The 21,147-nt window shown below is 68.5% G+C and carries 20 protein-coding genes; 17 read left to right on the top strand and 3 right to left on the bottom strand.

What is annotated here, in order from left to right:
* Positions 1 to 29 precede the first annotated feature (29 nt).
* A complete protein-coding gene (locus OHT57_RS10330; protein WP_328745809.1) occupies positions 30 to 335 on the bottom strand; it encodes a ferredoxin in 306 nt (101 codons plus the stop codon).
* Between the two features lie 243 nt (positions 336 to 578).
* On the opposite strand from OHT57_RS10330, the gene arc reads away from it, so the two are divergent.
* The 6 genes from arc (at position 579) to prcA (ending at position 6,725) form a co-directional block, all read left to right on the top strand.
* The gene (gene arc / locus OHT57_RS10325; protein ID WP_328745808.1) at positions 579 to 2,345 is read left to right on the top strand and encodes a proteasome ATPase; all 1,767 of its coding nucleotides are present in this window, start codon (positions 579 to 581) and stop codon (positions 2,343 to 2,345) included.
* Positions 2,346 to 2,590: 245 nt separating this feature from the next.
* On the top strand, positions 2,591 to 4,102 hold the full coding sequence (dop, locus tag OHT57_RS10320; RefSeq protein ID WP_443053434.1) for a depupylase/deamidase Dop: 1,512 nt from the start codon (positions 2,591 to 2,593) through the stop codon (positions 4,100 to 4,102).
* A gap of 155 nt (positions 4,103 to 4,257) precedes the next feature.
* Positions 4,258 to 4,476: a ubiquitin-like protein Pup gene (locus tag OHT57_RS10315; protein WP_328745807.1), complete on the top strand. Its 219-nt coding sequence runs from the start codon at positions 4,258 to 4,260 to the stop codon at positions 4,474 to 4,476.
* 377 nt (positions 4,477 to 4,853) lie between these two features.
* Positions 4,854 to 5,111, top strand: coding sequence for an endonuclease VII domain-containing protein (locus tag OHT57_RS10310; RefSeq protein WP_328745806.1), 258 nt, complete (start codon positions 4,854 to 4,856; stop codon positions 5,109 to 5,111).
* The gene (prcB, locus tag OHT57_RS10305; protein ID WP_328745805.1) at positions 5,063 to 5,908 is read left to right on the top strand and encodes a proteasome subunit beta; all 846 of its coding nucleotides are present in this window, start codon (positions 5,063 to 5,065) and stop codon (positions 5,906 to 5,908) included. The genes OHT57_RS10310 and prcB overlap by 49 nt, the downstream gene beginning before the upstream one ends.
* Before the next feature lie 61 nt (positions 5,909 to 5,969).
* Positions 5,970 to 6,725: a proteasome subunit alpha gene (prcA, locus tag OHT57_RS10300; protein ID WP_328745804.1), complete on the top strand. Its 756-nt coding sequence runs from the start codon at positions 5,970 to 5,972 to the stop codon at positions 6,723 to 6,725.
* A 72-nt stretch (positions 6,726 to 6,797) separates the two neighbouring features.
* Here prcA and OHT57_RS10295 read toward each other — a convergent pair whose 3' ends face one another.
* On the bottom strand, positions 6,798 to 7,817 hold the full coding sequence (locus OHT57_RS10295) for a LacI family DNA-binding transcriptional regulator (RefSeq protein ID WP_328745803.1): 1,020 nt from the start codon (positions 7,815 to 7,817) through the stop codon (positions 6,798 to 6,800).
* Positions 7,818 to 7,905: 88 nt separating this feature from the next.
* On the opposite strand from OHT57_RS10295, the gene OHT57_RS10290 reads away from it, so the two are divergent.
* The 11 genes from OHT57_RS10290 (at position 7,906) to OHT57_RS10240 (ending at position 19,423) form a co-directional block, all read left to right on the top strand.
* On the top strand, positions 7,906 to 9,165 hold the full coding sequence (locus OHT57_RS10290; protein ID WP_328745802.1) for an MFS transporter: 1,260 nt from the start codon (positions 7,906 to 7,908) through the stop codon (positions 9,163 to 9,165).
* Between the two features lie 9 nt (positions 9,166 to 9,174).
* Entirely contained in the window at positions 9,175 to 10,536 is a 1,362-nt protein-coding gene (gene pafA / locus OHT57_RS10285) for a Pup--protein ligase (protein ID WP_328745801.1), read from the top strand.
* A 127-nt stretch (positions 10,537 to 10,663) separates the two neighbouring features.
* Positions 10,664 to 11,671 (top strand): FKBP-type peptidyl-prolyl cis-trans isomerase, encoded by a 1,008-nt coding sequence (locus OHT57_RS10280; protein WP_328745800.1) that lies wholly within the window; start codon positions 10,664 to 10,666, stop codon positions 11,669 to 11,671.
* Positions 11,672 to 11,759: 88 nt separating this feature from the next.
* Entirely contained in the window at positions 11,760 to 12,131 is a 372-nt protein-coding gene (locus OHT57_RS10275) for an FKBP-type peptidyl-prolyl cis-trans isomerase (protein WP_328745799.1), read from the top strand.
* Between the two features lie 188 nt (positions 12,132 to 12,319).
* Complete coding sequence (locus OHT57_RS10270) at positions 12,320 to 13,273, top strand: helix-turn-helix transcriptional regulator (RefSeq protein WP_328745798.1); 954 nt, start codon at positions 12,320 to 12,322, stop codon at positions 13,271 to 13,273.
* An 18-nt stretch (positions 13,274 to 13,291) separates the two neighbouring features.
* Positions 13,292 to 14,329, top strand: a complete 1,038-nt coding sequence (locus tag OHT57_RS10265; RefSeq protein WP_328745797.1) for a helix-turn-helix transcriptional regulator — start codon at positions 13,292 to 13,294, stop codon at positions 14,327 to 14,329.
* Complete coding sequence (locus OHT57_RS10260; RefSeq protein ID WP_328745796.1) at positions 14,326 to 14,616, top strand: hypothetical protein; 291 nt, start codon at positions 14,326 to 14,328, stop codon at positions 14,614 to 14,616. Before OHT57_RS10265 ends, OHT57_RS10260 begins: the two co-directional genes overlap by 4 nt.
* Positions 14,617 to 14,626: 10 nt before the next feature.
* The gene (locus OHT57_RS10255) at positions 14,627 to 14,821 is read left to right on the top strand and encodes a hypothetical protein (protein ID WP_328745795.1); all 195 of its coding nucleotides are present in this window, start codon (positions 14,627 to 14,629) and stop codon (positions 14,819 to 14,821) included.
* Positions 14,822 to 15,079: 258 nt separating this feature from the next.
* A complete protein-coding gene (gene tatA / locus OHT57_RS10250; RefSeq protein ID WP_328745794.1) occupies positions 15,080 to 15,367 on the top strand; it encodes a Sec-independent protein translocase subunit TatA in 288 nt (95 codons plus the stop codon).
* A gap of 48 nt (positions 15,368 to 15,415) precedes the next feature.
* Positions 15,416 to 16,366, top strand: coding sequence for a twin-arginine translocase subunit TatC (tatC, locus tag OHT57_RS10245; RefSeq protein ID WP_328745793.1), 951 nt, complete (start codon positions 15,416 to 15,418; stop codon positions 16,364 to 16,366).
* Between the two features lie 195 nt (positions 16,367 to 16,561).
* Positions 16,562 to 19,423, top strand: a complete 2,862-nt coding sequence (locus tag OHT57_RS10240) for a DEAD/DEAH box helicase (RefSeq protein WP_328745792.1) — start codon at positions 16,562 to 16,564, stop codon at positions 19,421 to 19,423.
* A 68-nt stretch (positions 19,424 to 19,491) separates the two neighbouring features.
* Here the strand turns inward: OHT57_RS10240 and atzF are convergent, their stop codons facing one another.
* Positions 19,492 to 21,138: an allophanate hydrolase gene (gene atzF, locus OHT57_RS10235; protein ID WP_328745791.1), complete on the bottom strand. Its 1,647-nt coding sequence runs from the start codon at positions 21,136 to 21,138 to the stop codon at positions 19,492 to 19,494.
* Positions 21,139 to 21,147: the final 9 nt, after the last annotated feature.

Raw genomic sequence — 21,147 nt, 5'->3', positions numbered from 1 at the left:
GGCAACAGTCACACAGGGCGACGATCGGGTCACTCCGAGTCCGGCCCGTAGATCTCCACCCTGTCCGAAACTCGACGTACGTGGATGCAGTCACCCGGACACTCCTTCGCGGAGTCGACCACATCGGTGAGAAGGGGCAGCGGTACGGGCGTTGTGGCGCCCCTGTCCTGGAGAAGCTCGTCGTCCGAGCCCTTCACGTAGGCCAGACCGTCGATGTCCAGCTCGAACACCTCCGGCGCGTACTGCACACAGATGCCGTCGCCGGTACAGAGATCCTGGTCGATCCAGACCTCCAGCGCCTCGCCACCGACCTCGGCCTCCTGTTGCACGCTCATCTCTCCTGCCGTTTAAGTGCCGAACCGGCGGGAATCAGGCCAGCTCTGACGGGTGTTGAACACTTCGACCCTACCTCCGGCGGCTTCCCAATCATGTTCGGTGGGTATTCCCCTGGCGTGAGGGAGAGCGCAAGGGTGAAGATCGGACACACCTCGACAGTCTTTGTGATCTAGGGGTTTCAATCGACACCCACCCAGGTAGGGTCTGGAAGCGTCCAGCTCCCCTTGGAGGAGGTGAGGACCGTGGCAGCCCACGACGACGACATGAACCGCGGCATCCGCCCGGGACGAGGGTCCGACGACCCGGCCGGGCAGGTTGCCTACCTTGAGCAGGAGATCGCCGTCCTGCGACGCAAGCTCGCCGACTCTCCGCGGCACACGAGGATTCTCGAAGAGCGGATCGTCGAGCTACAGACAAACCTGGCCGGCGTGTCCGCCCAGAACGAGCGACTGGCCAACACACTCCGTGAGGCCCGCGACCAGATCGTGGCCCTCAAGGAGGAAGTCGACCGGCTCGCACAGCCCCCTGCCGGCTTCGGCGTCTTCCTCGAAGCGAACGAGGACGGCACCGCCGACATCTTCACCGGCGGCCGCAAACTGCGGGTGAACGTCAGCCCCAGCGTCGAGCTCGAAGAGCTCCGGCGTGGCCAGGAAGTGATGCTCAACGAAGCTCTCAACGTGGTCGAGGCCATGGAGTACGAGAGCGTCGGCGACATCGTCACCCTCAAGGAGATCCTCGAGGACGGCGAACGCGCCCTCGTACAAGGACACACCGACGAGGAACGAGTGGTCCGGCTCGCCGAACCACTCCTGGACATCGTCATCCGACCCGGCGACGCCCTCCTGCTCGAACCCCGCTCCGGGTACGTCTACGAAGTCGTACCGAAGAGCGAGGTCGAGGAACTCGTCCTCGAAGAGGTCCCCGACATCGGCTACGAGCAGATCGGTGGCCTCGGCGGGCAGATCGAGATGATCCGCGACGCCGTCGAGCTCCCCTACCTCTACCCCGACCTCTTCAAGGAGCACGAGCTGCGCCCACCCAAGGGCGTCCTGCTCTACGGACCGCCCGGATGCGGCAAGACGCTCATCGCCAAGGCCGTCGCCAACTCGCTGGCCAAGAAGGTCGCCGAGGTCACCGGCCAAGCCACCGGCAAGAGCTTCTTCCTCAACATCAAGGGCCCCGAGCTCCTCAACAAGTACGTCGGCGAGACCGAGCGGCAGATCCGCCTCGTCTTCCAGCGCGCCAGGGAGAAGGCCTCCGAGGGCACCCCCGTCATCGTCTTCTTCGACGAGATGGAATCCCTCTTCCGCACCCGCGGCTCCGGCGTCAGCTCCGACGTCGAGAACACCATCGTCCCGCAGCTCCTCGCCGAGATCGACGGCGTCGAAGGCCTGCAGAACGTGGTCGTCATCGGTGCCTCCAACCGCGAGGACATGATCGACCCCGCCATCCTGCGCCCCGGCCGGCTCGACGTGAAGATCAAGATCGAGCGTCCGGACGCCGAAGCGGCCAAGGACATCTTCGCCAAGTACCTCACCGAGCGCCTCCCGCTGCACTCCGACGACGTCGGCGAGCACGGCGGCAGCAAGACCACGACCGTCCAGAGCATGATCCAGACGACCGTGGAACACATGTACGCCGAGTCCGAGGAGAACCGCTTCCTGGAAGTCACCTACGCCAACGGCGACAAGGAAGTCCTCTACTTCAAGGACTTCAACTCCGGCGCCATGATCGAGAACATCGTGGGCCGTGCCAAGAAGATGGCGATCAAGGACTTCCTCGACCACAACCAGAAGGGCCTCCGCGTCTCCCACCTCCTCCAGGCCTGCGTGGACGAGTTCAAGGAGAACGAAGACCTGCCCAACACCACCAACCCGGACGACTGGGCCCGCATCTCCGGAAAGAAGGGCGAACGGATCGTCTACATCCGTACGCTCATCACCGGAAAGCAGGGCGCCGACACCGGACGCTCCATCGACACGGTGGCCAACACCGGTCAGTACCTGTAAAGACAGGGCGGCTGCGGGTGCCCTCACCGGGGTACCCGCAGCCGACTGTTTTTCAGGCAACTAACCGGAACAGAGGCGAGCAAGGCAATGACGCAAATGATCTCCCCACCAGCGCGGAGCCGTTCTAGGCTCTTCAATACCGCCGAGTCGCGCAGTGCGGGGACGGGCACCGCACACGCACCGGAGCGCCAGCGGTACTTGAGCGGCGCCCCCGACCGAGGGCGCCGCCGGGCAAGGAGGGCCGCATGACCGTACGGCGAGTAATGGGCATCGAGACGGAGTACGGGATCTCCGTCCCCGGCCACCCCAACGCCAATGCCATGCTCACCTCGTCCCAGATCGTCAACGCCTACGCGGCGGCGATGCACCGGGCCCGGCGGGCCCGCTGGGACTTCGAGGAGGAAAACCCCCTACGGGACGCACGGGGCTTCGACCTCGCCCGCGAAACCGCCGACTCCAGCCAGCTCACCGACGAGGACATCGGCCTCGCCAACGTCATCCTCACCAACGGCGCACGGCTCTACGTCGACCACGCACACCCCGAATACAGCGCCCCCGAGGTCACCAACCCGCGCGACGCCGTCCTCTGGGACAAGGCCGGCGAGCGCATCATGGCCGAGGCCGCCGAACGAGCCGCACAACTCCCCGGCGCCCAGCCCATCCACCTCTACAAGAACAACACCGACAACAAGGGCGCCTCCTACGGCACGCACGAGAACTACCTGATGAAGCGGGAAACCCCCTTCTCGGACATCGTGCGCCACCTCACGCCCTTCTTCGTCTCCCGTCAGGTGTTCGCCGGAGCCGGCCGCGTCGGCATCGGCCAGGACGGACACGAACACGGCTTCCAGCTCAGCCAGCGCGCCGACTACTTCGAGGTCGAGGTGGGTCTGGAGACCACCCTCAAGCGCCCGATCATCAACACCCGCGACGAACCGCACGCCGACGCCGAGAAGTACCGCCGCCTCCACGTGATCATCGGCGACGCCAACCTCTCGGAGATCTCGACCTATCTGAAACTGGGCACCACGGCCCTGGTCCTGTCGATGATCGAGGACGGCTTCATCGCCGTGGACCTCGCGGTCGACCAGCCCGTACGGACCCTGCACCAGGTCTCCCACGACCCGACACTCCAGCGCCTGGTCACCCTCCGCAGCGGCCGCACACTCACCGCGGTCCAGCTCCAGATGGAGTACTACGAACTGGCCCGCAAATACGTCGAGGAGCGGTTCGGCGCCGACGTGGACGACCAGACCAAGGACGTCCTGGCCCGCTGGGAGGACACCCTCAACCGCCTGGAGAACGACCCCATGAGCCTCGCCGGCGAGCTCGACTGGGTCGCCAAGCGCGAACTCATGGAGGGCTACCGGCGCCGCGACGACCTCGACTGGGACGCCGCGAAACTCCACCTCCTCGACCTCCAGTACGCCGACGTACGGGCCGAGAAGGGCCTCTACAACCGGCTCGCGGCCCGCGGTCGCATGAAACGGCTCCTCGACGAACAGGACGTCGAGCGGGCCCGCACCAAGCCCCCTGAGGACACCCGCGCGTACTTCCGCGGCCGCTGCCTGGAGCAGTACGCCGACGACGTCGCCGCGGCCTCCTGGGACTCGGTGATCTTCGACCTCCCGGGCCGGGATTCGCTCCAGCGGGTCCCAACCCTGGAACCGCTTCGCGGAACGCGAAATCACGTCAAGGAGCTCCTGGACCGCTGTCGAACGGCAGAAGACCTGGTCAGGGTGCTGTCGGGCGGCTGAAAGGGTACTCGGGCCGGGCACTGCGACAGGGTGGAAAACCTGGCCAGAGGGAATCATCGAGATGGCCCCCGTACGTTGTAGGAACTGCGGGGCCGATGTCGGACCCTGCTTGTAGGGTCTGATCAAGAACGTCGAACCGAGCGGGGTGAGGGGTTATGGCGACCAAGGACACCGGCGGCGGACAGCAGAAGGCCACACACAACACCGAGGAGGTCGAGGAGCAGGTTGCGGAGACGCAGGGTTCCGAAGACCTCAAGGAGCGCCAGGAGAAGCTGAGCGACGACGTCGACTCCGTCCTCGACGAAATCGATGATGTGCTCGAAGAAAATGCCGAGGACTTCGTTCGCTCTTTTGTTCAGAAGGGTGGCCAGTAGGCCGCTTCCCCCTTCGATTCGAAGGTGAGTGGGGTGGGGTGGTGGCAAGCGAGTCGGAGGTGAAGCGCTGCGCGCGGTGCGGCGAGGCCAAGCCGCGCGCAGCCTTCGCGCCCAAGCGCACAAACCTCGACGGCCTTCAGCGCCGTTGCCGTGATTGTGCCGCTGAATCCGACAGGAAGCGGCAGCGGTCCATGGGTAGGCCAGTACCCGAGCACGGGGGCGTCTCCGAGGGATCCAAACACTGCCAGGGGTGTGGTGAGAGCAAGCCGCACTCGGGTTGGCACCGGAAAGCCTCGACCTCCGACGGGTGGGCGTCGCGTTGCAAGGCGTGCCGCGCCGTTGAAGCCCGTGCGAAACGCCTGGAGCGTAATTACGGCATGACCGAGGCCGAGCGTGACGAGATGGTCGCCGTCCAGCGGGGGCTCTGCGCGATCTGTTTGACAGCCCCCGCCGTTCATGTGGATCACTGCCACAAGACGGGTAGGGTCCGAGGCGTACTGTGCTTCAACTGCAATTCCGGCCTCGGCCTGTTGAGGGACGATCCCGAAGCGATGTACCGAGCTGCCGATTACCTGGAAGGAAACGCGTGGAAGCCAACACTCGTAGCACCGGGCGTCTACCAGCTGCCTTCCTGACGCCCGGGTCGTCGTCCTTCATGGACTTCCTGTCCGAGCATCAGCCGGAGATGTTGCCCGGTAAGCGGCAACTGCCGCCCACGCAGGGCGTGATCGAGGCGCCGCACGGGACGACCATCGTGGCCGTCACGTTCCCGGGTGGTGTCGTGCTCGCCGGTGACCGGCGGGCGACCATGGGCAATGTCATCGCTCAGCGGGACATCGAGAAGGTGTTCCCGGCCGACGAGTACTCGGCTGTGGGGATCGCCGGCACGGCGGGTCTCGCCGTGGAGATGGTGAAGCTCTTCCAGCTGGAGCTGGAGCACTTCGAGAAGGTCGAGGGTGCTCAGCTGTCGCTGGAGGGCAAGGCGAACCGACTGTCGACCATGATCCGTTCGAATCTGGGCATGGCGATGCAGGGTCTGGCCGTGGTGCCGTTGTTCGCGGGGTACGACGTGGACCGGGGCAGGGGCAGGATCTTCTCCTACGACGTCACGGGTGGCCGTTCCGAGGAGCACCACTTCGCCGCGACCGGTTCCGGCTCGGTCTTCGCGCGCGGTGCCATGAAGAAGTTCTTCCATGGTGGTCTGAGCGAGGCCGAGGCCACGACATTGGTGGTGCAGGCCCTGTACGACGCGGCTGACGACGACTCGGCGACCGGTGGTCCCGATGTCGCCCGCCGGATCTATCCGATCGTCACCGTGATCACCGAGGACGGCTTCCGTCGGCTCACCGACGACGAGTCGTCCGAGATCGCCCGTTCGATTCTGGCGCGTCGGCTGGAGCAGCCCGACGGCCCGCGGGCCGCGTTGCTGTAGCGGACGTGCCGGTTCTTGCAAGGTGATCGCAGTGACTTCCACAGAAAGGGACGGATAACCGGTGTCGACTCCGTTCTATGTCTCCCCCCAGCAGGCGATGGCCGACCGGGCGGAGTACGCCCGCAAGGGCATCGCTCGTGGTCGCAGTCTGGTCGTGCTGCAGTATGCCGACGGCATCGTGTTCGTCGGTGAGAATCCGTCCCGCGCGCTGCACAAGTTCAGCGAGATCTATGACCGGATCGGCTTCGCGGCGGCCGGCAAGTACAACGAGTACGAGAACCTGCGGATCGGTGGCGTGCGGTACGCCGACCTCCGTGGTTACACCTATGACCGTGACGACGTGACCGCCCGTGGTCTCGCCAACGTCTATGCCCAGACCCTGGGCACGATCTTCTCCTCGGCCGGTGAGAAGCCGTACGAGGTGGAGCTGGTCGTGGCCGAGGTCGGTGACACGCCGGACGGGGACCAGATCTATCGGTTGCCGCACGACGGTTCGATCGTGGACGAGCACGGTTCGGTCGCGGTCGGCGGCAATGCCGAGCAGATCAGTACCTATCTGGATCAGCGTCACCAGGACGGCGTGAGTCTGGCCGAGGCACTGAAGCTGGCCGTGCAGGCTCTGTCCCGGGACACGAACGGCAGCGAACGGGAGATTCCCGCGGAGCGCCTGGAGGTCGCGGTGCTGGACCGTACGCGTCCGCAGCAGCGGAAGTTCAAGCGCATCGTGGGCCGTCAGCTCGATCGTCTGCTGGAGGCGGGCGGCGCGACCACGGAGGCGGAGAGCGCGCAGGAGGCGGAGGACTCCGAGGAGGACTAGTCCGGTCTGCTGTGCCCGATCGTCACCCCTTTCTGCGCCCCGGCCTGATCGTCAGGCCGGGGCGCAGGGCGTTCAGGGGGCGCCTGGAGGGGCTGTGGAGCCCCGTACGACCAACTCGACGGGGATGTCTCCCGCTTGTGGTGTGCGGCCCTCCAGGACGGCCAGCAGGGCCTGCATGCCACGCTCGCCGAAGAGTTCGGCGTCGAGTCGTACGGTCGTCAGTTCGGGGTCGATGGCGGTGGCGATGGCGAGGTCGTCCAGGCCGGTGACGGAGATGTCGTCGGGGACGCGCAGGCCGAGTCGTCGTACGGCTTTGTAGGCGCCGGCGGCGAGTTTGTCGTCGTCGCAGACGAGGGCGGTGGGGCGGGGGCCGGGGGAGGAGAGGGCGGCCTGGGCGGCGGTCAGGGCGCCGTCGATGGAGATGGGTGCGTGGGCCGTGCGGACGGTGGTGCCGGGGACGGAGGCGAGTTGTGCGGCCAGTACGCGCGCGCGTACTTCGAAGGTCCAGGAGGGTACGTCGGCCGCGAGGTGCAGGTAATGCCGGTGGCCAAGGGCCAGGAGGTGGGTGGCGACCTGGCGGACGCCGTCGGCGATGTCGAGGTTGACGGTGGCGGCGCCGAGGCTGCCGGAGGGGTCGCTGTCGAGCATGACGAGGGGGAGTTGGTCGCCACCGCGGATGGCGGTGAGGGCGTCGGCGGCCATGGAGGAGGCGATGACGCCGTCCAGGGCGGCCTGGGCGGAGGCGAAGGGGTCGCGGGCGGGGCCGATGCCTTCGGGTGAGGGGTACAGGAGGACGCCGAAGCCGTGGTCGGCGGCGACGCGTGCGGCGCCGGTGTAGACACCTGCGAAGAACTCCGTGGTGAGCGCCGGGACGACCAGGAGGACGGTGCGGGTGTGGCCGAGGCGGAGGTTGCGGGCGGCCAGGTTGGGGCGGTAGCCGAGGTCGCGTGCGGCTTCCCGGACGCGTTGGGCGGTGGTCTCGGAGACCCGGCCGCGCCATTTGTCGCCCAGGACGAGCGAGACGGCCGCCTGGGAGACTCCGGCGGCCTGTGCGACGTCTCGGCTGGTCGGGCGCGTACTGCTGGGTGCCACCGTGGACCTGCTCTTTCGTCTGGACCTGCGGACAGCGCACATGGTACGTATGGGGGACGGCGTTATACGTATGACTTGGAGGCTGGGCATGGCTGCGGGATACCTGGAGATCCTCAGGGCACGGCACGCGATGCGCCTGCTGACCGGCACGCTGGTGGGGCGGCTGCCCAATGCGACCGCGGCGATAGCCCTGGTGCTCTTCGTCCGGGCCGGGGGCGGCACGTACAGCCTGGCGGGTGCTCTCGCGGCGGTGTACGGCGTCGCCAACGCCGTCGGCCAGCCCGTCCTCGGCCGGCTGGTGGACGTGTACGGCCAGCCGCGGGTCCAGTTGCCCGCCGCCGTCCTGTCCGCGCTGGCCATGACGGGCTTCGCCTTCACCGGCACCGACCCGCTTCCGCTCGCCTACGCGTGCGTGGCGGCCGCCGGTCTGTTCACCCCGCCCCTTGAGGGCGGCCTGCGGGCCCTGTGGCCCTCGGTGCTGCGCCGGGAGGAGCACGTGCACCGGGCGTACGCGCTGGACGCCGTGGCGCAGGAAGTCATGTTCGCCGTCGGCCCGTTGCTGGTGACCCTGTGCGTGTCGCTGTGGTCGGAGCGGGCGGCTCTGCTGGTGCTGAACGCGGTGGGGGTGCTCGGTGCCCTTTCGGTGGTCGTGTCGCCGCCCTCGCGCGCGTGGCGTTCCGCACCGCGGGAGGCGCACTGGCTGGGCGCGCTGCGCTCGCGTGGACTGCTGGCGATGCTGGGCGCGTTCCTGTTCGTGGGGATCGCGCTCGGGTCCATAACGGTCGCCTCGGTGCCGTACGCGGACGAGCACGGCGGGGACGCTGTGTACGGCTGGCTGATGGCCGGTATCGGTCTGGGCGCGCTCCTGGGCGGTCTGGCGTACGGGGCGCGGCAGTGGGCCGGTGAGCCCGCGCGGCGACTGCAGGTGCTGGTGGGCTTCCTGGCGGTGTGTTATGTGCCGCTGACGCTGATGCCGGGCGCGGTCGGCATGACGCTGCTGTCGGTGCTCGCGGGTGTGTTCCTGGCGCCTGTCATCGCGTGTGCCTTCGTGCTGGTCGACCGGCATGCTCCGGCCGGCACGGTCACCGAGGCCTTCTCCTGGCTGGTGACGACGTTCACCGTGGGCGCGTCCGTCGGAACGGGGCTCGCCGGCCCGGTCGTGGAGCGGGGTGGGGCCCTGTGGGGGTTTGCCGTGCCGGGGGTCGCGGGGGGTGTGTCGCTGCTGGTTCTGCTGGTCACGGGAAGCGTCCTCACAGCTCCCGTGGGGCGGGCGGTGGTTGCGGCTTCATCGGAAAATGATCCAAACCGTGCTGCCGAACCCCGTTTCAGCTCGGGGGATCGAGCGTAATGTTCACTCATGGACCGCCGCATTTTCGGGCTGGAGAACGAGTACGGCGTCACGTGTACGTTCAGGGGACAGCGTCGGCTGTCTCCCGACGAGGTGGCGCGGTACCTCTTCCGCCGTGTCGTGTCATGGGGCCGCAGCAGCAATGTCTTTCTGCGAAACGGCGCCCGCCTCTATCTCGACGTCGGGTCACATCCGGAATACGCCACACCCGAATGTGACAACGTGACCGAACTGGTCACGCACGACAAAGCAGGCGAGCGCATTCTCGAAGGACTCCTGGTGGACGCCGAACGACGCCTGCACGAGGAAGGAATCGCGGGCGACGTCTACCTCTTCAAGAACAACACGGACTCGGCCGGGAACTCCTACGGCTGCCACGAGAACTACCTCGTCGCACGCCACGGGGAGTTCTCCCGGCTCGCGGACATTCTCATTCCGTTCCTGGTCACCAGGCAGCTTCTCTGCGGCGCCGGCAAGGTGTTGCAGACCCCGCGGGGCGCGGTGTACTGCGTCAGTCAGCGGGCCGAGCACATCTGGGAGGGCGTCTCCTCGGCGACGACCCGTTCCCGGCCGATCATCAACACCCGCGACGAACCCCACGCGGATGCCGAGCGCTACCGCCGACTGCATGTGATCGTGGGCGACTCGAACATGTCCGAAACGACCATGCTGCTCAAGGTCGGCGCGACCGATCTGGTGCTGCGCATGATCGAGGCGGGCACCGTGATGCGCGACCTGACCCTGGAGAACCCGATCCGGGCGATCCGCGAGGTCAGCCATGACATCACGGGTCGGCGCAAGGTGCGTCTGGCCAGCGGTCGTGAGGCCTCCGCGCTGGAGGTGCAGCGCGAGTACTACGAGAAGGCCGTGGACTTTGTCGAGCGGCGTGGTATCCGCACCGGCAACGTCGACCAGGTCCTGGAGCTGTGGGGCCGCGTGTTGGACTCGATCGAGGCCGAGGACCTCGACCGGATCGGCACCGAGATCGACTGGGTCATGAAGTACAAGCTCATCGAGCGGTACCGGGCCAAGCACAACATGACCATGTCCCACCCGCGGGTCGCGCAGATCGACCTCGCGTATCACGACATTCACCGCCGTCGTGGTCTCTACTACCTTCTGGAGAGGAAGGGCCAAGCCGCCCGTATCTGCAACGACTTGAAGATCTTCGAAGGCAAGTCGGTTCCGCCGCAGACGACTCGGGCCCGGTTGCGCGGTGACTTCATCCGCAGGGCGCAGGAACAGCGCAGGGACTTCACCGTCGACTGGGTGCACCTGAAGCTCAACGACCAGGCGCAGCGCACGGTGTTGTGCAAGGACCCGTTCCGTTCGGTCGACGACCGGGTCGAGAAACTGATCGCCGGTATGTGATCGAAGCGTTCCGCTTCACGGCCGGAACGCAACACGGGCGCCGTACGTTTCCCGTACGGCGCCCTTCGCACGCCGTAGAGTTGCGCGCACGCCATCCACAAGATCGACCGATTACGAGGCTTCCACCGTGCGCCGACGCTCACTGCTCATTGCCGTACCCGCAGGACTTGCCACACTCGCCGCGTGCGGCGACGACAAGTCCGACTCGAGTAAGGCGAGCGACAGTGCGTCGCCCTCGGCCTCGTCGTCCGGCACCCCGGCGCCGCCTGCGCCGAAGGTCGTCGACGGGCCGCTGCCGGCGATCACCGCGGGCGCGAAGCTCGGTGAGAAGCCGACCGTCGCCAAGGGCAGCGGCACCCCGTCCGACAAGCTCGCGGTCAAGACGGTCGTCGCGGGCAACGGAACCACGGTCGCCGAGGGCGACTACATCCAGGCCCACTACCTCGGTCAGATCTACGCCACGGCGAAGGTCTTCGACAACTCCTACGACCGCAAGACGCCGTTGGTCATCCAGCTCGCGCCGAACAGCATCATCGACGGCTGGCGGTACGCCCTGCCGGGCAAGAAGGCCGGCAGCCGCGTCGAGTTCTCCATCCCGCCCACCTGGGGGTACGGCAAGGAGGGCAACACGCAGGCGGGTATCAAGGGCACCGACACGCTGGTGTTCGTCGTCGACATCCAGGACACGTTCAACGCGAAGAGCTCCGCCAAGGGCAAGACCGTGGCGCAGAGCGACGCGAAGCTGCCCAAGGTCGGTACGAACACCGACGGCAAGGCTCCCTCCATCGAGATCCCCAAGGGGGACGCGCCCACCAAGCTGGTGTCGGAGTACGTCATCGAGGGCGACGGCGACAAGGTGGCGGCCGACAGCACGCTGCTCGTGCAGTACAAGGGCGTGGTGTGGGACTCCGGCAAGGAGTTCGATTCGACGTACGGCCGCAAGCAGCTGGCGTCGTTCTCGCTCCAGCAGGTCGTCAAGGGTTGGGCGCAGGGCCTCACCGGCAAGAAGGTCGGCAGCCGGGTGCTCATCTCCATCCCGCCGAAGCTGGGCTACGGCGACAACCCGCCGGCGGGCAGCGGCATCGAGAAGGACTCCACGCTGGTCTTCACCGTGGACATCCTGGCGAAGATGTGACGCAAGGGGGACATGCGCGAAGGTCCCCGCGGCGGAGATGTAAGACTGGACCCTGTTGCCTTTCCGTGAACAAGCAGGAGCGAGTGACGTGAGCATCGACAAGCCCGAGATCGACTTCCCGGGCGGCGAGCCCCCGGCCGACCTGGAGATCAAGGACATCTGGGAGGGCGACGGCGAGGTCGCGAAGTCCGGCCAGACCGTCACCGTCCACTACGTGGGCGTCTCCTTCAGCACCGGTGAGGAGTTCGACGCCAGCTGGAACCGCGGTCAGCCGTTCCGCTTCCCGCTGGGCGGCGGCCGGGTCATCAAGGGCTGGGACCAGGGCGTGCAGGGCATGAAGGTCGGTGGTCGCCGACAGCTGACCATCCCCGCCCACCTCGCCTACGGCAACCAGAGCCCGACTCCGGCGATCAAGGCAGGGGAGACCCTGATCTTCGTGGTCGACCTGGTCGGCGTCTGATCGTCGTACCGCAGTCGTCGTAGAAGTCATAAGAGATCGCGTCGCGGTCGGATCGTCGTACGGCATCCGACCGGATTTGATCAACCGGGGTCCATGCCTGTCCGGGCATGGGCCCTCGGCTTTTGCCTTGCTCCTTCGGGGCGGTACGGTCATCGTCCGGAAGCACCATAGAGAGGCGAAGGGCGTCGATGGCCATTGCCAAGGCCGAGCGGCTGATGAACCTGGCGCTGTGTCTGCTCGGGACGCGCCGGCCGCTCAGCAAGCGCGAGCTCCGTGAGTCCATCGAGGCCTATCTGGAAGCGAACTCGGACGACAGCTTCAACCGGATGTTCGAGCGCGACAAGGACGATCTGCGCGAACTCGGGCTCGTCATCGAGACCGTGGAGAACCTGGACGGCGAAGTCGGCTATCTCGCGCGGCGCGACAGCAACAGGCTGCCGCCCATCACTCTCGACGCCGAGGAGGCCGCCGCCCTGGGGCTGGCCGCCAAGGTGTGGCAGCAGGCCCGGCTGGCCGGTGCCGCCAGTGGCGCTCTGCAGAAGCTGCGCGCGGCGGGGCTGCCCGAGGACGTCGACCCGTACGGGGCGCACGGCGCCCTGGAGCCCCGTATCCCGGTGCACGAGGCGTCGTTCGAGCCGCTGATGCTGGCCTGCCGGGACCGTCGCCCGGTCGTCTTCGACTACCGCAAGGCCACCGCCGTCCGTCCCGAGCCCCGGCACGTCGAGCCGTGGGCGCTGGAGTGCTGGCGCGGCCACTGGTACCTGGCCGGCTTCGACCGGGACCGGGGCGCGGAGCGGGTGTTCCGGCTCTCCCGGATCACCGGGAAGGTGCGTTCGCGCGGCGGGCCCTTCACGGTCCCGGTCCCCGATGTCGTGACGGTCCGTGAGACCGTCGCGAGCTGGGCGGGCGAGACCGCCGACCGCAGCGCGCGGATCCGGCTGCGCACCGGCGCCGGATACCCCCTGCGGGCCAAGGCCGCCTCGGTACGGGAACTGGGCGACGGCTGGGACGAGTTGGAGATTCCGTACGGCCACGGCCTGGACGCCTGGCTGGTGGAGTTCGGCCCTGACGTGGTGGTCCTGGAGCCCGCCGAACTGCGGGCCGACGTGGTGGACCGGCTGCGCGCCGTGGCCAAGGGCTGAGGGGGAACGGAAGAGAACGTGGCAGGCAAACCGGTCAGGCCCACGAATGCCATCGACCAGACCCGGCGGATGCTCTCGCTGGTGACCTATCTCAAGGAGCGACCCGGAGCCCGGGTCGAGGACGTCGCCCGTGCCTTCGGGATCACCGAGGACGAGCTGGTCTCCGACCTCGATGTGCTGCCCATGTGCGGCACCAGTTTCCGCGGCGGCGATCTGCTCGACATCGACACCGACGGCGAGCGGATCTGGTGGCACAACCCCGACGACGTGGCGGAGCCGCTCCGGCTCGCCGCCGACGAGGCGACCGCGCTGCTGGTGGCCGCCCGCGCGGTGTCCACCCTGCCTGGCCTGCGGGAGAGCGACCGGCAGGCACTGCTGCGGGCCACCGCCAAGGTGGAGACGGCGGCCGGTGAGACCGCCGTCGCCAGTGCGCGGCTGTCGGTGACCTTCGAGTCCGAGGGCGGTGTCTTCGCGGACGTCGACCGGGCCATCTCCGAGCGGCGCCGCCTGTGGATCCGCTACTACTCGCCCGCCCGCGACGAGGTCACCGAACGCGAGATCGACCCGATTCGCCTGGTCAGCGTCGGTCACACCTACGTGGAGGCCTGGTGCCGCCGCTCCGAGGCACGCCGCACCTTCAGGCTCGACCGGGTCGCCGAGATCAAGATCCTCGACGAAGCGTCCGCGCCGCCCGAGATCGAGCTCAGGGACCTGTCCGAGGGGCTCGTGCAGCCCGCCGCCGAGGACCCCGAGGTGGTCGTCGAGGTGGGGCCGGGCGGCCGCTGGGTCGCGGAATACTACCCGCACGACAGTGCGGATGAGCTTTCCGACGGCGGGCTGCGTATTACCCTCCGCACCCCCGAGCCTGCGTCGCTGAGGCGGCTGGGGCTCCGGCTCGGCCGCGACGGCCGTATCGTCTCGCCGCCGGACCTCGCCGACAGCGCGCGCCTGGCGGCCCGTGAGGCGCTGGCGGCGTACGACGGTGTCGAGGCGCAGGATCCCCCGCGGGCCCGGGCCCAGGACGGTCGGCACGACAGGCAGGAGCAGGAGCTTTGAGCGAGTTGGCGACCTCTGGTGCGGGCATGACGGTGGCCGCCGCCTTCGCGGGGCTGAGGAGTGCGGCTCCGGTGACCTTCAAGGCGGGCTGCCCGGACTGCCGGGAGCGGTTCGAGCTGGCCGCGAGCGCCCTGCGCCTGGCCATCGGCGCGAGCAGTCGTACCACCTTCTACTCCTTCACCTGCCCCGAGTGCGGCTCGGCCGTCCGCAAACCCGCGGGCGAGCGGATCGTGGAGCTGCTGACGGGCGGCGGGGTCCGGACCCTGCGGCTGCACTCCACCCTCTAGGCTCGGTCCCATGTTCTGGCCGATGTTCGCGGTAGCTGTGGGTTTCGTGGGTCTCGCCGTCCTCGGCGTGCTCGCCGTCCGGGTCTTTCTGGAGGCGCAGCGCCTCGGAAGGCAGGTCACGGACTCCGCGCGGCGGATCAACCGGGCCGCGGAGGACCTGGAGCGGGCGGCGGTGAGCACGGCCCGTTCCGCGGACTCCCTGTGAGTACGGCTGAGAGTTGGGTGTGAGTAGCGGGTCGGGTGCGTTTTGCGCCACTTCGCCCTGTCACCTCGGCCAGGTCGGCAGGTACGCTGCTCGTCGCGGTCCGGATAACGAGGCCCGGCCGCGGACCGGGAGTACGCACAGGGATTGCCAGGCGTTCACCCCTGAGCGTTACGATCGCTGTCAGCACGACTGATCGGACGCATGTCCGACCGGTCGGACAGCACCCCACAAGCCGCCTCGGTGAGAAGGTAAAGACTTATGTTCGGAAGGCTCGGCGCCCCCGAGATCATTCTCATCCTCGTCGTCGTCATCCTGCTGTTCGGCGCGAAGAAGCTTCCCGACATGGCGCGCTCGCTCGGCAAGTCCGCTCGCATCCTCAAGAGCGAGGCCAAGGCGATGAAGGAAGAGGGCAGCAGCACGGCCACTCCGGCCGGCCCGCCCAACACCGACGAGCAGAACCCGGCTCAGCGCACCATCCAGGCCGCCCCCGGCGACGTGACGAGCTCGCGCCCGGTCACCGAGCCGACGGACACGACCAAGCGCTGACGCGGGGCCGGAGCTCTCCGGCCCGCCCGCACGAGATGGGAACGTGGGTTGCTCAAGTCTGCCCGCAAAGAGGAGAAGGATCCCGAGGGGCGGATGCCCCTCGCGGAGCACCTTCGTGAGCTCCGCAACCGGCTTGCGAAGGCGATGCTGGCCATCGTCGCCATCACGGTCGTCGCCGCCTTCTTCTACAACGACATCATCAACTTGATCACCAAGCCGATCCTCGACTCGGTCGGCTGTGACAAGTCCTTCTCGGAACTGGCCCGGGCGACGAAGTCGACCAAGCCGTGCGCCGAGATCACGATCAACGGCCTTCTCACGCCCTTCACGCTGGCCCTGAAGGTGTCGCTGATGGCCGGCGTCGTCGCGGCCTCCCCGGTCTGGCTCTACCAGCTGTGGGCCTTCATCGCGCCCGGTCTGCACCGGCACGAGCGGAAGTACGCCTACGCCTTCGTCGGCACGGGTGCCCCGCTCTTCATGGTCGGTGCCTACTTCGCCTACTCGGTCCTGCCGACCACGGCGAAGGTGCTCATCGGCTTCACCCCGGGCGACGCCACCAACCTGTTGCCCCTGGACGACCTGCTCGACCTCGTCCTGCGCATGGTGCTGGTCTTCGGCCTCTCCTTCGAGCTGCCTCTGCTGCTGGTCTTCCTCAACCTCATCGGGATGATCACCGGCAAGCGGATGCTCGGCTGGTGGCGCGGCATGATCATGGGCATCACGGTGTTCGCGGCCGTCGCCACGCCCAGCACCGACCCGCTGACCATGCTGGCCCTGGCCGCACCGATCTGGATCCTGTATTTCTGCGCGGTCGTCTTCTCCCTGGTCAACGACAAGCGCAGGCACCGTCGTGCGTCCGAGGGGCCCGACGACGACGAGGCCTCCGACCTGGACCTCACCCCCGACGAGATCGGCGAGGTCGAGACCGTCTCCGCGAGCCGGGCCCTGCCCGAACAGTCGGGAACGGACCGGGTCAACGGCTACGACGACGTGACCTGACGGACCACGTTCTTCGTCACCCCCCACCGCGGGCCGCGGCCGGGGCGCCCGAGCGGCGCGACCGGCCGCTTCCGCGTTCCGGGCCGCTTCCGTCGAGTGCGCGCCCTGCCCTGCTTCCTCCCGGGACGGTTCCTCGATCCACGAGGGGCCGTTGATCTGCGTGAAGAGCAGGTTTCGCAGAGGCCGATCCGGATAATGATCGTCCTGTTGTCAGTGGCGCCCGGTACGCTCGAAAGCACGATGACAGAGGACCTCTCACCGGCCGAGCGGTACGCGGCAGCCCGCCTGCGGGCAGCCGAGCAGGCCACCTCGCTCGCGGACTTCCGCGAGATGTACGACTTCGGTCTCGATCCCTTCCAGATCGATGCCTGCAAGGCTCTCGAAGCGGGCAAGGGCGTGCTGGTGGCCGCCCCCACCGGCTCCGGCAAGACGATCGTCGGCGAGTTCGCCGTCCACCTCGCCCTCCAGCAGGGCAAGAAGTGTTTCTACACCACCCCCATCAAGGCGCTGTCGAACCAGAAGTACGCAGACCTGAGCCGCCGTTACGGCGCGGACAAGGTCGGCCTGCTCACCGGTGACAACAGCGTCAACTCCGACGCCCCCGTGGTCGTGATGACCACCGAGGTACTGCGGAACATGCTCTACGCGGGCTCGCAGACCCTCCTCGGCCTCGGATACGTGGTGATGGACGAGGTGCACTACCTCTCCGACCGCTTCCGGGGCGCCGTATGGGAAGAGGTGATCATCCACCTCCCCGAGTCGGTGACCCTGGTGTCCTTGTCGGCAACGGTGTCCAACGCCGAGGAGTTCGGCGACTGGCTCGACACCGTCCGCGGCGACACCCAGGTGATCGTCTCCGAGCACCGGCCCGTGCCGCTGTTCCAGCACGTGCTCGCCGGGCGGCGGATGTACGACCTGTTCGAGGAGGGCGAGGGCCAGAAGAAGGCCGTCAACCCCGACCTCACGCGGCTGGCCCGGATGGAGGCCCAGCGGCCGTCCTACCAGGACCGCAGACGCGGCCGCGCGATGCGCGAGGCCGACCGTGAGCGCGAGCGCCGGCAGCGGTCCAAGGTGTGGACACCGAGCCGGCCCGAGGTCATCGAGCGGCTGGACGCCGAAGGGCTGCTGCCCGCCATCACGTTCATCTTCAGCCGCGCCGCCTGCGAGGCGGCCGTCCAGCAGTGCCTGCACGCGGGACTGCGGCTGAACGACGACGAGGCGCGCGGCAAGGTGCGCGAACTCGTCGAGGAGCGCACCTCGTCCATCCCGACCGAGGACCTGCACGTCCTCGGGTACTACGAGTGGCTGGAAGGCCTGGAGCGCGGCATCGCGGCCCACCACGCGGGCATGCTGCCGACCTTCAAGGAGGTCGTCGAGGAACTCTTCGTGCGCGGTCTGGTGAGGGCCGTGTTCGCGACCGAGACCCTGGCGCTGGGCATCAACATGCCCGCCCGCTCGGTGGTGCTGGAGAAGCTCGTCAAGTGGAACGGCGAACAGCACGCCGACATCACTCCCGGCGAGTACACGCAGTTGACGGGGCGGGCGGGCCGACGGGGCATCGACGTCGAAGGACACGCCGTCGTGCTCTGGCAGCGCGGAAGCAGCCCCGAGCACCTCGCGGGGCTGGCCGGCACACGCACGTACCCGCTGCGCTCCAGCTTCAAGCCGTCGTACAACATGGCGGTCAACCTGGTCGAGCAGTTCGGCCGACACCGCTCGCGCGAGCTCCTCGAAACGTCCTTCGCACAGTTCCAGGCCGACAAGTCGGTCGTCGGGATCTCGCGGCAGGTGCAGCGCAACGAGGAGGGAATAGACGGCTACAAGGAGTCCATGACCTGCCACCTCGGCGACTTCGAGGACTACGCGCGGCTGCGGCGCGAGCTCAAGGACCGGGAGACGGAGCTGGCCCGGCAGGGAGTGTCGGAGCGGCGGGCCGAGGCGGCCGTCGCGCTGGAGAAGCTCAAGCCGGGTGACGTCATCCATGTACCGACGGGCAAGTACGCCGGTCTCGCACTGGTGCTGGATCCGGGGCTGCCCGCCGGGCGCTCCAACGGCCACCGGGGCTTCGAGCACCACGACGGGCCGAGGCCCCTGGTGCTGACCGCCGAACGGCAGGTCAAGCGGCTCGCCTCGATGGACTTCCCGGTGCCGGTCGAGGCGTTGGAGCGGATGCGGATCCCGAAGTCCTTCAACCCGCGCTCACCGCAGTCCCGTCGGGACCTGGCCACCGCTCTCCGTACCAAGGCCGGGCACATCCCGCCGGAGCGGGCCCGCAAGAAGCGTACCCAGGCGGCCGACGACCGGGAGATCGCCCGGCTGCGGACGGCGATCCGTGCGCATCCCTGCCATGGGTGCAACGACCGGGAGGACCACGCCCGTTGGGCCGAGCGGTATCACCGGCTGATGCGGGACACCTCGCAGCTGGAGCGGCGCATCGAGGGCCGGACGAACACCATCGCCCGCACCTTCGACCGGATCGTCGCGCTGCTGACCGAGCTGGACTATCTGCGGGGCGACGAGGTCACCGAGCACGGCAAGCGGCTGGCCCGGTTGTACGGCGAACTCGACCTGCTGGCCAGTGAATGCCTGCGGGCGGGCGTCTGGGAGGGGCTTTCCCCTGCCGAACTGGCCGCGTGCGTGTCGGCGTTGGTGTACGAGGCCCGAGTGGGCGACGACGCCATGGCGCCCAAGGTGCCGTCCGGCAAGGCGAAGGCCTCGCTCGGTGAGATGGTGCGGATCTGGGGGCGGCTGGATGCCCTGGAGGAGGACTTCGGGATCAGCCAGACCGAGGGGGTCGGGCAGCGGGAGCCGGATCTCGGGTTCGCCTGGGCCGCGTACATGTGGGCCGACGGCAAGGGGCTCGACGAGGTGCTGCGGGAGGCGGAGATGCCTGCCGGTGACTTCGTGCGGTGGTGCAAGCAGGTGATCGACGTCCTGGGACAGATCTCCGCGGCGGCTCCGGTGTCCGGGGGTGACGGGGCTTCCGTCGCGAGGAACGCGCGCAAGGCGGTCGATCTGTTGCTGCGGGGGGTTGTCGCCTACTCGTCGGTGGGGTGATCCTTCGTTGGCGGGCGCGGGTGGGCTGTGGCTGGTCGCGCAGTTCCCCGCGCCCCTGGTAGGTGGACCTACTCGGCGTTCAGATAGGGCCGCCAGCCTTCGTACGACGTGATGTCCTTGGCGTCCGTGAGGGCGGAGGGCTCGCAGAGGAAGCCGGGTACATCGGTGCCGTCGGCCAGTTGCACGCTGCCGAGCGCCATGGGGCGGGGGAGGGTGGAAAGGAGCCGGCCGAGGCCCGCTGCGGGCATCCTCCAGATCTCCACTTCGATCTGCGCGCCGCCCTCGCCCACATGTTCCAGACCCGGCTTCGGCGGCGTTGTCCGCAGGGCGTGCAGGCGGTACACCGGGGCCGTGGTCGTCGTACGGTCCAGGTGGGCGCCCAGGGCCAGGAGTTGAGGGTTCAGGGGTTGGCCCGTCAGGTGGGCGCCCACCACCGCCAGCAGCGCCTCGGGCTGGACCAGACCCGCGATCCTCGCCAGGCGTTCATCGCTGTGGGCCGGGCCGATGAGCATCACGCCGAAGGGGAGGCCGCTCACCTCGCCGGCCGGGACCGCGACCGCGGCCAGGTCGAAGAGGTTCGTGGAGTTGGTGAAGCGGCCCAGGCGGGCGTTGGCGCCAAGGGGGTCGGCGGCGACCTCGGCGAGGGTCGGGTGACCGGGGGCCGTGGGGAGCAGGAGGGCGTCCGCGTCGCCCAGTTCGGTCAGGGCACGGGTGCGCAGGGCCGACAGGCGGTCCAGGTCGGCGTAGAGCTGGTGGGCGGGCAGGTCGCGGGCCCGGGTGATGATGGCGGCGACCGTGGGGTCGAGGGAGCCGTCGTCGGCTGCCATCGCCTTGTCGACAAAGGCTCCCACGGCGGTGTAGCGCTCGGCCACGAACGCTCCCTCGTAGAGCATTGCCGCCGCCTCGGTGAAGGGCGTGAGGTCGAGTTCGCGCAGCGAGGCGCCGGCTGCCCTCAGTCGCGCCACCGTCCGCTCGTACGCCTGTGCCCAGCCCTCGTCCAGTTCGCCCAGCTGCTCGCGCGGGGCGACGGCGATCCGCCAGGGGCCGGGGCGGCGGCCGGGAAGAGACGGGGCCGTGCCCGTCGCCATGTGGGACAGCGCCTGCTCCGCCTCCGGGAGGGTGCGGGCGAAGACCGTCACACAGTCGAGGGAGGCGCAGGCCGGGACGACTCCGGCGGTGGGGACCAGACCGCGGGTGGGCTTGAGACCGACGATGCCGTTGAAGGCGGCCGGGACCCGGCCCGAGCCCGCCGTGTCCGTTCCGAGGGCGAAGTCGACGATGCCCAGGGCCACGGCGACCGCCGAGCCGGAGCTGGAACCGCCGCTCACCCGCTCGGGGTCGTAGGCGTTGCGGACCGCGCCGTGCGGGGAGCGGGTGCCGACCAGGCCCGTCGCGAACTGGTCCAGGTTCGTGGTGCCGAGCACGATCGCCCCCGCCGCGCGCAGACGGGCGACGACCGGGGCATCGGCCTCGGGGTGATAGGCGTACGACGGACAGCCCGCCGTGGTGGGCAGGCCGGCCACGTCGATGTTGCCCTTGGTGGCGAACAGACGGCCCCCGAGGGGGAGTTGCTCGCCCATCTCGAGCCGGTCGTCGATCGTCCGGGCTTCCCGCTCGACCTCCTCCCGCGGGCGCAGGTCGATCCAGATCTCGGGGCGGTCCACGGCCTCGACGCGGTCGTAGGCGGCGCGGACCCGGGTGACGGTGGCGGACATGTCCTGCTC

The sequence above is a fragment of the Streptomyces sp. NBC_00285 genome, from assembly GCF_036174265.1.
GTDB lineage: Bacteria > Actinomycetota > Actinomycetes > Streptomycetales > Streptomycetaceae > Streptomyces.
This window is presented reverse-complemented; position numbering and strand designations above follow the sequence as displayed.